The organism is Paenibacillus sp. IHBB 3054 (assembly GCF_051594305.1).
In the GTDB taxonomy this organism is placed as follows: domain Bacteria; phylum Bacillota; class Bacilli; order Paenibacillales; family Paenibacillaceae; genus Paenibacillus_AQ.
In genome coordinates, this window is record NZ_JBOFBG010000029.1 from 74,392 (window position 1) to 89,225 (window position 14,834).

Consider the following 14,834-nt stretch of genomic DNA (forward strand, 5'->3'; position numbering starts at 1 on the left):
TGCCACACATAACCATTCCGGTTAGTCTATATTGTGTATTATAGAGCAGACCCCTATACTCAAAAATGGATTTAAGAGTACAGTTAGGGGTAAAAAGGTGAACTGAAAAGAACACCAAAAAGATGCTGAAGCTGGAGAAAAGGGTCCTGGCATTTTGCGGAGGCCACCATTTCCGGTATTGAACCCTGCAAGCAAAGGAGGCCGCCGCACATCATTAGATCAATTCTGCATAAGCTGTTTGAGCCTTTACTGGAGCGGATTTCACGCCGTCTGGCGAATAAGCTGATTCTGCTGTTCACGACCATTATTATCCTGGTGGTTACTTCGCTGACGTTCATTTCCTATGGAATGCTGCGCAAGGAATCAGTGAACAGCAGAATAACGAGCACAAGCAACAACCTGCTGCTGGTCGGCCGTAATCTGGAGAGTTACCTTGACGGGATCGAGCAGCTGTCCCTGCCGCAAATCTCCTATGATGAGATTACTTATGCCATTATGCATGAATCGGAGGATTACGCCTCCAAGATGTATGTAGAGGATTATCTGAAGAACCTCTATTTTTCACGCAATGACCTGGAGGCCATAACCCTCTACGTGATTAAAGAGCAGAAGTATTATTATGTCACCAAAGAGAACTATAATATTACAATCCGGGTCGCCCAGCACCCCCCGATTGAGAATCTCACCTGGTATAAGCGTGCGCTGGCAAGCCCGTTTAACCGTTCTTATCAATCCTTTGTGCAGGACACTTTGGAACAGGATGACTATCCTATCAATACCGACAAAAGCTTCATGGGCTACCACAGGCTGCTCCGTTCGATCGCGTCCAGAGAACCGCAGGCGGTATTGTCCTTGTACTTCAACTCCAGCGTCACTGATGAGATCATGAAGGATATTCCGTTCAGCAGCGGAGAGCATTTGATGTATGTCAGCCCGGATAATGAGGCGTTTGTGGTGGATGACCGTGAATTTTATGCCAAAAGTGAAGCGGCAGGTCTGTTGGACCAGCTGACCCCAGCTCAAGGCGGACGGCTTACGTGGTCGGCTGATGAACAAAAATATCTGGTGATCTATGACATTAATAAAAAAGAGGGCTGGAAGCTGATCAAGCCGATTCCCTACAAAGAAATTTACGAAGCGGCGACAACAACACGTAAATTAAACTACTTCATTGGCCTGCTGTTTCTGATCGTCTCGGTGATCCTTGTCAGCTTCATCTCCAACAGGATCACAAATCCGCTGAAAAATCTGTCGCTGCAAATGAAGCGGTTCAGCACCGGCAGCTTTGATGCCGAGGCACAGGTGGAGGGCAACGATGAGATCGCGTATCTCTCACGCCATTTCAATAAGATGGTGGAGAAAACCAATGAACTGATCAATGAACGCTATAAAATGAAAATCGTCGAGAAAAACGCGGTGCTCAAAGCGCTGGAGGCGGAGATTAACCCGCATTTCTTATATAATGCCCTGCAGGCGATTTCTACAAAGGCATTAAAGAACAACAATGACGATATCGTCGAGATGGTCGATAATCTGGCTTTGACGTTGCGATATTGCATCAGCGGCCGTGATGTTGTTGCGGCCAGGGAAGAGCTGAGGCATATTGAACGCTATTTGGCGCTACAGAAGGCCCGTTTCGGGAGCCGGATGCAGATCGTCTACGATTGGGACGAGACCTTGATGGAGCTGAGTATTCCCAAGCTGTCCATTCAGACGCTGGTGGAGAATTGCATCAAGCATGCGCTGGAGAGGGTATCCTCTACAGTCACGATCAGGATTGAGGCGCGGATTACTCCAACCTATAATGTGATTTCTGTACTGGATGACGGACCTGGTATTAGCGGGGAACGGCTTGCGGAAGTGCTAAGCTCGTTGCAGATCCAGTGGGAGGAATTTGGAGGAGACCTGTCCGATGACGGGAATGAAAGCATCGGGCTGAAAAATTTGAATACACGGCTGAAGCTCTTATATGGAGAAGAAGCGGGTCTGGCGATCAGCAGTAATGAGCACGGAACGGCAATGGAAATGCAATTACCGCGGGGAGGACTGGGACAACATGTATAAAGTACTGATCATAGATGATGAAGAGCCGCTGCGCGAAGCCATCAACATTCTGGGGGACTGGAAGGGACTAGGGGTAGATCAGGTGCTGGAGGCTACGGACGGCAACGTTGGACTGGCCATGCTGCGGCAGCACAAAATAGATATCGCGCTTGTCGATATGAAAATGCCGGAGCTGAACGGCAGCCAGCTGCTGCAAATCGCCGAGCATGAATTTCCGGATCTGCTGCTCATTGTTATCAGTGGTTACAATGATTTCGAATATACCCGGCAGGCGATCCGTTCTAAGGTTGTCGACTATTTGCTGAAGCCGGTTAACCGGAATGATCTGAATAGCGCGCTGCGTAAGGCCGTCGACCTGCTGGAGGCAAAACGCAAGAAAGAAAGCGAATTTATCAGCCGGAACATCACGCTGAACATGTCCATTCCGAAGCTGAAGGAGAAGATGTATCTGTCGATTATCGAGCGCAGCTTCAAGAACCAGTCTAATGAAGCCTTTTTGCCGCTGATCGGCGCAGATACACCCGGCCATTTTTTTGCTGTCGGGATTGTCCGGCTGCTTAATCTGGAGCAGGTCCGCAAGGGAAGATTTCATGAAGACCGGGATCTGATGCATTTTGCCGTAACGAATGTCATCAATGAGAACAGCGGCGGGGATTTTGAAGCGTTCAGCTTCGTCAGCCCCCGGGCAGAGCGTGAATTTATCGCTATCTTTACCATGAAGGGCGGTTACGGGCAGGATGCGGCCTTTCTATCCCTGCATCATATGAAAAAGGCCGCTTCGACTTTGAAGGAGCTGTTCGGAATTGCCTGTGCAGGAGGCATTGGAGAGCCTTATAGCGATTGTATGGATATCGCACAGTCGTATGACACCGCCAAAGCGTCACTGGACGCCATTGATCTGCTGAATCTAAAGAGCGGCATCGTTGCTGCCGGTGCAGGTGCCAAACCTTCAGTTAAGGACAGCCCTTCGCTGACTGCCCGGATGCCGCTTATCCGCAATATTCTGGAGAGCGGAAATGTGAATCATGCCAAAAGCATTCTGTGTGAATTCACCGGACAATGGCAGTCTTCCGGGCATTTCAGCCTCGGTGCAGCTGACCGGACGATTCAGGAGTTCATTATTTTGCTGAACGATATCGCCAAGGAACTGAATGCGGTTCCTGAACGGCTGCGCGGCGGCAAAGATAAGGGATTGCGCGGGCTGGGGATCGCCGGTGATTTTGCCTCCTTTGAGCAGTTTGAAGGCGTACTGAATCATATTCTGGATGTCTATGCCGGTGAAATCGGCAGATCCCTTGCCGGTAACCGCGGCAATGTGCTGGAAAATATTAAAGCATACATTGATAACCACTATTTCGAGAATATTAAAATATCGATGTTCACGGATAAATATTTCCTGAGCAGAGAATACTTGATGAAGCTGTTCAAGGCCCAATACAGTTACGGCATTCATGAGTATGTACAAAAGGTAAGAATGGACAAGGCCAAGGACCTGCTGTTTGATCCTGCCCTCAAAATCCAGGATATCTCCGAGATGCTGGGCTATAAGGACAAAAACTATTTCAGCAAGGCGTTCCGCAATTATTATGACTGTTCACCTTCTGAATTCAGGCTCCTTTTGCCCGGGGTAGAAAAGTGAAACGGTTACATTAGCCCACTTTTTTACCCTCATAAGTTCACTTATGTACATTCTTATCCTTTTTCTTTTTATTTAGAATAGCAACAAGACCACACAAGATGCATAAGAAAAAGGGGGCAACATCATGTTAAAACGATTTATGGGACTATCTGCAAGTCTGCTGCTCGTCGGCGGTCTGCTGGCCGGTTGCGGCGGGAACAACAATAATGCCGCTACTAATAATACGGCTGGTACAAACGGGACGGATAATGCTGCCACAACTGATTCTTCCAAGCCCGTAACGATTAATATGTTTACCGCATCTCCGGAGTACACCGATGCGTTCAATGCCTACATCGCAGAATACAAAAAGGTTAAACCGAACGTTACCATCAACCTGGAAATTATGCAGGCTGACTACAATACGGTACTTAAATCGAAAATTGCTGCCGGCAGCACTCCTGACGTGTTCCAGACGACAGCCGGTGGAGATATTGATACCTTTGCTGAATACAGTGCCGATCTTACGAATGAGCCGCTTGCGGCAGCGATGACCGATGCAGTCCGCTCCAATATGAGCTCTACCGACGGCAAGGTGCTGGGACTCCCGGTGAAAGGCAACCTGTTCGTACTGATGTACAACAAAAAGCTGCTGTCTGATGCCGGAATTACAGAAATTCCAAAGACAACCGCCCAACTGGATGATGCGATCACCAAGCTGGAGGCAAAAGGCATTACACCGTTCGCCAATGCCTACAAAGAGTGGTGGGTATGGAAGCATATCTTCCAACACTTCGTGGATGCGGCTGCAATTGATGCCGGTACGGATGCCAAAACGCTTGTAGCGGATTTCATCGCCGGAAAGACGACCATCAAGGATCACCCGGTGCTGTACAATAACTTCTTTAATTACATTGACACTACAGTTAAGCACGGTACGGACAAGCCGCTGGAGCGCGACAGCAATGCTCAAGTCAGCGACTTCGCTCTTGGCAAAACCGCATTTATGAACGGTAAGGGCGCATGGGATGAAGAAGCCATTAAGAAAATCACACCAGATTTTGACCTTGGCATCGCCGGCTACCCTGTCAGTGACAAAGCGGAGCAGTCCCAGATTATTACCGGTGCTGACCAGGCGCTGCGTATCAACAAGGATTCTGCTGTAGTTAAAGAAACTATTGAGTTCTTCAACTGGCTGTATACTTCTGAGTACGGAAAAAACTGGTTCTCCACCGTGGCTAAGGTAATCCCGCCAATCAAGGATGCTCCAATGCCTGACCTGCAAATGCCTAAGGAAATGGAAGAAATCCTGAAGACGGAGAAATCCGGCGACCTGTCAGTCAACTACTCTCTGGATACCTTCCACCAGAAATTCGGTGAACTGATGCAGGCTTACATCGGCGGCAGCAAAACTAAGGATCAAGCGATCAACGAAATTCAGAAAGCCTGGATCCAATTCGGATCGGCTCAATAAAACATTTCGATGTGGGACGGTCTCGAAGGTAAGATTCATTTACCGGGGGGCCGTCCCTTTATTGTTGGCGGGAGGCGGTGAATGCCGTAACTGCGGTGAATGTTTGGATTTCCGGCCGCTACGCTCCTCCAATTCCAAAATTCCCCTCCGTTACTCTTTCACCGCTGGGAGTTTATTTTGTAGTTGTAGAGCGCGAATAGTTACGAATACAAAAACAGAACTTATAATCAGGAGAGACACCAACATATGGCAGGAGGCTAAATTAAATATGGACAACAAGATCATTGAAATCGCCGAAAATGGACTTTATCTTACGATTGAAATTACAGCGGAGCAGGATGTCCGGCTGCTGCACTTCGGAGCGTCACCTTTGGAAGCCGGGGCTATCGCCGACAAGAATAAACCGGGCTTCCGGCTGCTGGAGCTGCAATTGTCGGGCGAAGACCGCGCCGAATATCACGGGCGCACACACCGGGCATCCTATCCGGGGCTCCGGATGGTATATGCCGGGCACAGCGACACGGTGAATGCTCTGGGACGCAAGCTGGAGCTGACCTTGACCGATCACGTCACGGGAATTCAGGCGGTACAGCATTTTCAGTTCTATAAGGGCGTGCAGATTGCCCGCAGCTGGACAGTGCTGAAGAATGCCGGTGAAGCCGAGGCGGCAGTGGAATACATCTCGTCATTTGCTCTTACAGGTGTAGACAAGGAGGGAAGCGGCGACCGCAATGACAAGATCGAGGTAACCCTCGCGCATAGCGGGTGGCAGAGTGAGCTGCAGTGGCGGACCTACCGGCTGCCTGAGCTCGGGATGTCCCATCTGGCCGACCGCGGCTCGAAACGGATTGCCGCAAGCAATACAGGTTCCTGGTCGGCGGCAGAATTGCTTCCCATGGCTGTGCTGCACAACAAGGAGAGCGGGACAAGCCTGTTCTGGCAGATTGAGCATAACGGCTCCTGGCATTGGGAGCTGACGGATCAGTATGATCAGCTTACACTGCTGGCCAGCGGGCCTACAGAGCATGACAACCACTGGTGGCTGAAGCTTGCTCCGGGTGAGGAATTCACCTCGGTACCTGTAGCTGTGGGTGCTGTACAGGGAGGATTCCAGGGTGCAGCGGAACAGCTTACGGCGTACCGCCGGATTATCCGCAGACCCAATGAGGATAATGAGCTGCTGCGGATTATTTTTAACGACTATATGAACTGCCTGTGGGGAAGCCCGACGACGGAGAAGCTGCTGCCCTTAATCGATGCCGCCGCCGATGTCGGCTGTGAATATTTCTGCATCGATGCCGGCTGGTATGCGCCCGGTGAGTGGTGGGATGGTGTAGGACAGTGGGAGCCTTCCAGTGAGCGGTTCCCGGAAGGGATTAAATATGTGCTGGACTATATCCGCAGCAAAGGAATGATTTCCGGACTATGGCTGGAGCTGGAGGTTATGGGCATCAACAGTCCGAAGCTGGCGGAGACCGATGACAGCTGGTTTTTCATGCGGCATGGCAAACGGGTCAAGGACCGCAGCCGCTATCAGCTCGATTACCGCAGCCCGAAAGTTATTGAACATGCAAACGGTGTTATTGCCCGTCTGGTTGAGCAGTACGGCGTAGGATACATTAAGATGGATTACAACATCAATGCAGGGATCGGAACAGAGACGGCTGCGGACAGCTTCGGCGACGGACTGCTGCAGCATAACCGCGCCTATCTGGCCTGGCTGGACAGCATCTTTGTGCGTTATCCAAATCTTGTGATCGAGAACTGTTCCAGCGGCGGCATGCGTATGGATTATGCGATGCTCAGCCGGCACAGTATCCAGTCGACCAGCGACCAGGAGGATTATGTACAGTACGCGGCCATAGCCGCAGGCTCGCCGGCGGCACTGACACCGGAGCAGTCGGCGGTCTGGTCATATCCGCTGCGCGAGGGCGATGATGAGGAAGTCATCTTCAATATGGTCAATGCGCTGCTGCTGCGTGTGCACCAGAGCGGACATTTGGCAGAGCTTGAGCCCCGCCGCAGGAAACTGGTCAAGGAAGCACTGGATTATTACAAAACCATCCGCAGCGATATCCCGCATGCCACGCCTTTCTGGCCGCTCGGCCTGCCGGATAGCGGGGGCGAATGGGTGAGCCTCGGGCTGCGGCGCGGGGAACGCAGGTACGTCGCGGTATGGCGGATTGCCGGAGAAGCCGAGAATGTCCAATTGCCGATAGAAGAGCTGAAGGGGCTTGAACCAGCCATCGCCTGTGCCTATCCGCAGCAGCATGACTTGGCCTGGAATTGGAATAAATCAGCAGGAGTATTGACGGTGGCCCTCCCACCAGGAAAAACAGCGAGATTGTTTGAGATTACTTCGTAAAGTTCGTAAAGCTTGCAGCCAGGGCCGGCTCCCCCTCAACCTGATTCTTGGGGAGCGGCTGCTGGTTCTTTTTTGTACATATTGAGGAAAGACTAAAATACAAATTCCGGAAGCCGATATATTAAATGGATGATTCAGGAAAAAAGAATAAAGGAGTTGGTTTAATTTGTTGAATGTAGCTCCACTCAGCAGCCTTAATCGTGCGGGGGCAACAATGGCAAGCCAGAAAAGTCAGAATTCAGGGATTTCTTTTCAAGATGCATTATCGACAACGAATTCGGAAGCAGTTTTGACGGAATTGGAAAATAAATTCGGCATTAAGATCAATGTGCAAGCTATACCCAAGACCGAAGAAGCAGTAAAGAGTGTGTATTCCCATAGTGTTGGCAAAGGAAATGTTACGATCGCTCCCAATATACTGAATCAGTCGGCAACAGATCCACAATTGCAAAAAAAAGTAGAAGATATCATACAGGACCATTTTGCGTCCAGCGCTAATGATAAACCGGGTGATGCCAGCGGGGTAATTATACATCCGGATGGAACAGCTACGTTTTGGGTTATTGGTGATTATTTGACACCTGCCGAGCGGGAAAAGATTCAGAAAGAAGTAGAGGCAGACCAAAAGAAGAAGGCGGAGCAGTTGGACTTGTTGAGTAAATTAGGCAGCAGCACGCTCCTCTCACAACTCGGGTCATTTACAGAGACCTCCAGTAGTGGCGAAGAAGCAAATAGTGTGTATCTAAATAGTGTGCGTCAAGCCAGTCTGGATTCAATGCTGTGGAAAAAGGATCTGTTTAAATTAATTGATTAATAACTTCTTGGATTATGATAACCGCCTAGGTCAACGCGTTTATGACCATTTAGGCGGTTTTTTGCTATGCCATTTGAATCTTCATTCTGTCAGTCCCCCCGCAAATTGACTCCCGGATTCATTCTATTACTTACAATTAATAAAATTTAATTTAACATTTTTCCATAAAAAACTGTCAATGGTAGCCGTTTTCGGCTATTATAATGTATAAACTTCGAATATTTTGTCGAATCGACTCTAGATTATAACGAATAATTTGTCGATAAATATCAAAAGTTGTAGAAATAAAATTGACAGGAAAGAAATAGCACTTTAAAATGCAGATATAGCGTAATCATTACTACTATTTAGAAGCTATGATAGCTTTTAACTCAAATGATTATATAAAGTGTTTATTTCAAGGGAGGATGCATAATGATGAAAGCAACAGGTATTGTAAGAAAAGTAGATGAACTGGGACGTATCGTGATTCCGATTGAGCTTCGCAGAACAATGGGAATTGACATAAAAGACCCACTGGAGATCTTCGTTGATGGTGAAAAAATCATTCTCAGAAAATATGAGCCTACCTGCATCTTCTCCGGAAGTGCCGAAAACCTGATTAACTTCAAAGGTAAAATGGTAAGCAAAGATGTTCTTGATGAATTGATTTCGAGTTTTGACCATATCTAATTTTTTTCCCTAACCTTACAGATTCCAATGACAGCGGGGGACCGGTGGCAGACACGTTGCAGTGTCCGCCAGCGGTCCCCTTTTGTTAATCTCGACTCCATAGACAATACACGCTGCTTTCCTATATCATAAAGGAATGTAACTTAGAGCTGCATGCGCAGAGCAGAGATCACTCGCAAAACAATTTGGAAGGGATGAGTCACCTGATGCTAAAGAAACCGGAAGCAATTGTATTTGATATGGATGGAACGTTGTTTCAGACGGAAAGCCTGTTATTGCCTGCTTACCATAAAATGTTCGATATCCTGCGGGAAGAAGGGCTGCATACCGGGCCGACTCCGCCGGAGGAACTTATTCTTGGCAGTCTTGGCATGCTGCTGGAGCAAATTTGGAAGAATGTAATGCCGGATGCCGATGAAGCTGTACACCGCCGGGCGGACGAGCTGCTGCTGCAGCTGGAGGTTGAGGGATTGGAGGCAGGCGGCACCCTGCTCTATCCAATGGTTAAGGAGACCCTTGCCGCACTTCATGAACGTGGAGTCAAGCTGTTCGTGGCCAGCAACGGGTTGGAGGATTACATCCACAGCATCGTTGTTGTGCATGAGCTGAAGGATTTGTTCGAGGGCTTGTACAGTGCTGGTGGACAAGGCACTGCGACCAAAACCGAGCTGCTGCGCATTCTGCTGGACAATCACGGGATCAGCAGCGCGTGGATGGTTGGGGACCGTTCCTCCGATGTGGAGGCCGGCAAAGGAAACGGACAGACCGTAATCGGCTGTGCCTATGCAGGCTTCGGACGTCAGGATGAGCTGAAGGGCTCAGACGTTATTATTACTTCTTTCGATGAATTAATCGGATTGTACGACCGGGCCGAGTAACGGTTAGAAGCAGGATGCGCCATTCCTGGTACATCTGCAATTCAAGCCTGCCTACAAATACCCCTTGCTCCGCGGTGCTGCGGACAAGGGGCGTTATTTTTCTACTCTGGAAAAGATTAAGTTCTTCGGCGGTTTGCCGGACAAAACGCCTGGAAAAATAGGTTGATAACCTATCTATTTTGTGATTTAATGCAGTAGTACTGTTAAATCTTTTGGATCGGACCGGAACGCACTAACCTGCGTTTTTTTACTGTCCTGTAACCCTTCGGGTGCGGCGTGAATATATTAATTGGTACTGAGGTGAATCTGTTTGGTTAGATTGTCTGTGGTCGTACCGATTTATAATGAAGAAGGCAATATCCGGGAGCTTCACCAGAGCATAACGGATGCGGTGCAAGACAAGGTGGACAGCTATGAAATTGTGCTAGTCGACGATGGCAGCAAGGATCGGACCGCCTTGATTCTGGATGAGGTTGCACGGTCTGACAAGTCGGTGAAGGTCATTCATTTCGAGAAACATTGCGGGCAGACGGCGGCTGTCTGGGCGGGCATAAGGCAGTCCAGGGGAGAGCTGGTCGCGCTGATGGATGCCGATCTGCAAAGCGATCCGCGTGATATATTCAGGCTGATGCCCTTTATCGGCAGAGTGGATTTTGTGAACGGCAAACGGGAGAACCGGAAGGATACTTTTTTGAAAAGGATATCCTCATGGATCGGCAACGGAGTAAGAAATTGGCTTACGGGCGAAAGGATCCAGGATTCTGTATCTCCCTTAAAACTTATGAGACGGGAAGTGGCGGACAGCTTCTTTTTATACAATGGCATGCACCGTTTTTTGCCTACACTGGCCAAGATGAACGGATTTACAGTCATCGAGGTTACAGTAACGCATCAGGAGCGAAAACACGGACATTCCAAATATGGTGTGCTCAGTCCGGCAATTACAGGGTTCGTAGACGCTGTTGTCATAGGTTGGCTAAAAAAAAGGGTCATCCGGTACCGCATCAGATCTATCCCTAATCCGGATTAACGAGAAGCTTTCTGAAATCGGGAGGAGGTGCGGCGGCTGGCCAAGTTTTTAAAGAAAGGGATAGAGTCATTATGAACAAATTCGATATTAAAAATAAATTATACAAGCCTATAGTATTATTCAGCTTAGTTTTGCTTATAAAGAGTGCAGTTGCCTGGTTTGTCGTCTTTAACGACGGTCCCAACTGGAGCATGGTGTTAACGGAAATACCCTTTTTCATCATTGTGTTCAGTCTGATTGAATGGCTGGCCTCGAAGCGGAAGATATTGTACTACATGATCGCCAATCTGCTGATTACGGTTATTTATTTTTCCGTTCTGATGTATTACAAATATTACGGTGTGATCGCTACATATCATGCTTTGCAGCAAGCGGATAAAGTCACTAAGGTAGGAGAGAGCACGTATTCTCTGATCGCCCCCTATTACCTGTTTATCTTTGTGGATATTATTTTCTTCCTCTTCTTTATGTTCCGTCCCAAATATATTGCAAAATGGAAGGAACGAGGTTTGAAGCGCATGAACCGGGCAGTTCTGCTGGTCATCACGGCCGTTTCCATCGGACTCTGCTTCTTTAGCATCTGGCCTAATCATGCGAGCATGAATGAGATTAAAAAAGCGGAGAGCATGGGGATTCTCAATTACGAGCTGTATACCCTGTTTGCGGATACCACTGAGGACGAGGAGCTTATTGACAGTAAGGAGATTACCCAGCAGGCGGTCAATGAGCTGAAAGGAATCCAGGAGCCGGCAACACCGCAATTTTATGGGGCTGATAAAGGCAAGAACTTGATTGTGGTGCAGATGGAGTCGTTCCAGAGCTTCCTGCTCGGACTAACCATTGACGGCCAGGAGATCACTCCAAATCTTAATAAGCTGGTACAAGAAAACACGTATTTCAATAATTTTTATACGAATGCGGGCCAAGGGACAACTTCGGATGCGGAGTTTGTGGTGAACACCTCTTTCTACGTTCCCAAGAATGAGCCGGCTACCTCTTCGGCGTATATGGAGAAATCTGTGCCGAGTTTGCCGAAGCTGCTAGCCTCGAATGGCTATGACACGGCAACCTTCCACACCAATAGTGTGGATTTCTGGAACCGCAAGGAGTTATACAAAGCGGTAGGCTTTGACACCTATTATGACCAGGCCTTTTTTGGCGACGATGACCATATCGCCTTTGGCGCATCGGATGAAGTGCTGTTTGCCAAAACAGTGCCGCAGCTTTCCAAGATGGATGCCGGGGATAAGCCGTTTTATGCGATGGTGATTTCGATGACCGCCCATCATCCATACCATATGCCGGAGGATAAATATAAGATGGAGTTGCCGGAGCGCTTCGAGGGAACGCTGCTGGGCAATTATATTCGCGCCCAGAATTACGCGGATTATGCGATGGGGCAATTTCTTAAGGAACTGAAGACAAGCGGCCTGTGGGATGACAGCCTTGTCGTCTTCTATGGCGATCACCAGGGACTGCCGATGTACACGCTTGGCAGCGATGAGAAGGAACTGATCAATGGACTGGTCGGCCATGAATATGGCTACACCGATATGTTCAACATTCCGTTCATCGTACATTCGCCGAGTGCTAAACTGCCTGCGGTAATGGATCACACGGGCGGCCAAGTCGACATCTTGCCGACGGTGGCCAATCTGCTGGGAGTATCGGTTCAGAATCAGCTGCATTTTGGTGAAGATCTGTTTAATCAGCAGACTAACCTGCTGCCGGTCAGACATTTCCTGCCGACAGGCTCGTTCATTAACGACAAGAGCATTTATGTAACAGGAGATGCCTACGCGGACGGTACCAACTACAGTCAGCTGGATAACTCCAGTCTTGAGGGCGGATCTACAGAAGCGCAATTTGATGCTGTACAACGTCTGCTGCATCTGTCCAATAGCTATATTTTACAGCTGCCGGACCTGGAACAATAATCAAAAGCACAAAGTATAGGTTGTCAACCTACGCTTTGTGCTTTTTTGTACACTCTAGTAGCCATCCGGCTGATTCTGTATTTGTTCAAAATAGGCATGTACCCTGTTCAGGAGTTCAATTAAAGTTTCACTTTGCTCCTGGCCCAAATAATCGACCATGCCTTTAAACATCTCCCGGATCTTGGCGACGGCTTTATCTGCGAGCAGCTCGCCTTTTTCCGTCAATACAATACTGCTGATTCTCCGGTCCTGTGAATCGCTGGTGCGCACAACAAAACCTTGTGACAGCAGGCTGTTCACCATCTGCGTAATCGTAGGGGAAGTTACCTTAAGCAGCTTGCTGATCTCGGAGACAGTCAGTACCTGCTTGTCCGCTTTTGTATTGCGGAGTCTGATCGTGATCAGCAACCGTATTTCACTGGGCTTTAGCCCAAACATCGTTAGCTTCTGCCAATTCATCTTGGAGAATTGCTGAAAAGCCCCCAATAATTCATCCACATGTTCATACCTGTCTTCTTTCACTAATACACCTCATAAGCTTATTTACCTATTATTATAGCCCAGATTTAATCACTTTAGGAGTCAATAAATATACTCAGAATTTATAGCAAGGTTCGACAATTTCCGTATAAATGATTTGCTATAATGCCTTTAAGAAACGAGAGGTGTTTTTAGAATGAGCTATATTAAGTGGATTCTGAAGATCGTACCTATACTTTTCATTGGGAAATCAGGAAAATTATCAAAAGGATAGGAAGATGTTTTAATGAAAAAGTTCATATTCTTTATAGTATTTTGTATGTGTATCTTGTTTTATCCTAATACAACTACTGCGATGAAGTATACCTATCTAAAAACAGGACAGCTAGGTCTTATCAGCATTTCTGAAGGTGAATATATGGATTTTCAGTACGACAACAATGGAAATATGATCGGAAGGAAAAGCTTAACCTGCAAAAGTTCTGAGTTCAAGCTAATCAATGTAAATAGTAATAAAGCTTTGGATGTTTTTGCGGGGAACACAAGCAACGGTACGAAAATACAGATTGAGGAAGATAATGGGACCGATGCGCAGCGCTGGCTGATTTGTAATGCACCAAATGAAACCTATAAATTAATCAATGTGAATAGTGGAAAAGCGCTTGATATTACAGGAGGAAAAACGGCTGAGGGTACATCAGTTCAACTTTGGGATGATAATGGAACCGAGGCTCAGGCATGGCGTATGGTGGATAACGGTGATAGCTCCTATACACTTTTAAATGTATACAGTAATAAAGTGCTTGATGTAGCAGACGGGAGCGTGAGCAACGGATCAGCTGTTCGGATATGGACATCTAATGGAACATCGGCACAGAAGTGGAGACTGGTCAAGGCAATTTCTAATGGAGCTGAATTCAAAGTGTTGAATTATGGAAATCAAAAAGCGTTAGATGTCACTGGAGGAAATACTGCTGATGGCACTCCGGTACAAATTTGGACAGATAATAGTACTGCCTCTCAACGATGGCAGGTGTTCGATACAGGAGGCAACAAGTATAAACTGATTAATGTAAACAGTGGGAAGGCGCTTGAAGTGTCTGGGGGAGGCACAAACAATGGATCAGCTGTACAGGTATGGACAGATAATGGAACGGCTTCTCAACATTGGACAATAATTGAGAATGAAGATGGCTCTTGTACACTGAAGAATGTAAACAGCAACAAGGTGCTGGACATACCCGGAGGAAGCAGTGCGGATGGAACACGCTTGCAGATATACACAGACAACGGAACATCCTCTCAAAAATGGAAGCTAGTAAAATGAAAAGCAATAGTCTTAACTTAGCCCGTTATTCCTTATTTTAATCACCTACAACCAATCATAGAATCTTGGAGGAACTTTCTTGAAGAAATCAACAATAGTGACCATGTTTGTCAGTGTGCTTTTAACTCTTTTTAGCTTTAATGCTCAGACTTCAGCGGCTGTGGGACCGGAGGGG

Annotated in this window: 11 protein-coding genes; 10 read left to right on the forward strand and 1 reads right to left on the reverse strand. The window is 47.7% G+C overall.

Annotated features, from left to right (window positions below; all coding sequences use genetic code 11):
- The first annotated feature begins 366 nt into the window (after positions 1 to 366).
- The 9 genes from ACQ76X_RS25115 (at position 367) to ACQ76X_RS25155 (ending at position 12,852) form a co-directional block, all read left to right on the forward strand.
- The gene (locus ACQ76X_RS25115) at positions 367 to 2,064 is read left to right on the forward strand and encodes a sensor histidine kinase (RefSeq protein WP_438496462.1); all 1,698 of its coding nucleotides are present in this window, start codon (positions 367 to 369) and stop codon (positions 2,062 to 2,064) included.
- The gene (locus ACQ76X_RS25120) at positions 2,057 to 3,703 is read left to right on the forward strand and encodes a response regulator transcription factor (protein ID WP_438496464.1); all 1,647 of its coding nucleotides are present in this window, start codon (positions 2,057 to 2,059) and stop codon (positions 3,701 to 3,703) included. The genes ACQ76X_RS25115 and ACQ76X_RS25120 overlap by 8 nt, the downstream gene beginning before the upstream one ends.
- Before the next feature lie 124 nt (positions 3,704 to 3,827).
- The gene (locus ACQ76X_RS25125) at positions 3,828 to 5,156 is read left to right on the forward strand and encodes an ABC transporter substrate-binding protein (RefSeq protein ID WP_438496465.1); all 1,329 of its coding nucleotides are present in this window, start codon (positions 3,828 to 3,830) and stop codon (positions 5,154 to 5,156) included.
- A gap of 268 nt (positions 5,157 to 5,424) precedes the next feature.
- Positions 5,425 to 7,521, forward strand: a complete 2,097-nt coding sequence (locus tag ACQ76X_RS25130) for a glycoside hydrolase family 36 protein (RefSeq protein WP_438496466.1) — start codon at positions 5,425 to 5,427, stop codon at positions 7,519 to 7,521.
- 166 nt (positions 7,522 to 7,687) lie between these two features.
- Entirely contained in the window at positions 7,688 to 8,335 is a 648-nt protein-coding gene (locus ACQ76X_RS25135; RefSeq protein WP_438496467.1) for a DUF6033 family protein, read from the forward strand.
- 414 nt (positions 8,336 to 8,749) lie between these two features.
- Positions 8,750 to 9,007 (forward strand): AbrB/MazE/SpoVT family DNA-binding domain-containing protein, encoded by a 258-nt coding sequence (locus ACQ76X_RS25140; RefSeq protein WP_038588784.1) that lies wholly within the window; start codon positions 8,750 to 8,752, stop codon positions 9,005 to 9,007.
- A 206-nt stretch (positions 9,008 to 9,213) separates the two neighbouring features.
- Entirely contained in the window at positions 9,214 to 9,885 is a 672-nt protein-coding gene (locus tag ACQ76X_RS25145; RefSeq protein ID WP_438496469.1) for an HAD family hydrolase, read from the forward strand.
- Positions 9,886 to 10,195: 310 nt separating this feature from the next.
- The gene (locus ACQ76X_RS25150) at positions 10,196 to 10,915 is read left to right on the forward strand and encodes a glycosyltransferase family 2 protein (RefSeq protein WP_438496470.1); all 720 of its coding nucleotides are present in this window, start codon (positions 10,196 to 10,198) and stop codon (positions 10,913 to 10,915) included.
- A 71-nt stretch (positions 10,916 to 10,986) separates the two neighbouring features.
- Entirely contained in the window at positions 10,987 to 12,852 is a 1,866-nt protein-coding gene (locus tag ACQ76X_RS25155) for an LTA synthase family protein (protein ID WP_438496472.1), read from the forward strand.
- Positions 12,853 to 12,906: 54 nt separating this feature from the next.
- On the opposite strand, the gene ACQ76X_RS25160 is transcribed toward ACQ76X_RS25155, so the two are convergent.
- Positions 12,907 to 13,374 (reverse strand): MarR family winged helix-turn-helix transcriptional regulator, encoded by a 468-nt coding sequence (locus ACQ76X_RS25160; RefSeq protein WP_438496473.1) that lies wholly within the window; start codon positions 13,372 to 13,374, stop codon positions 12,907 to 12,909.
- A gap of 244 nt (positions 13,375 to 13,618) precedes the next feature.
- Here ACQ76X_RS25160 and ACQ76X_RS25165 point away from each other — a divergent pair, with 244 nt between their 5' ends.
- Positions 13,619 to 14,659, forward strand: coding sequence for an RICIN domain-containing protein (locus tag ACQ76X_RS25165; protein ID WP_438496474.1), 1,041 nt, complete (start codon positions 13,619 to 13,621; stop codon positions 14,657 to 14,659).
- Positions 14,660 to 14,834: the final 175 nt, after the last annotated feature.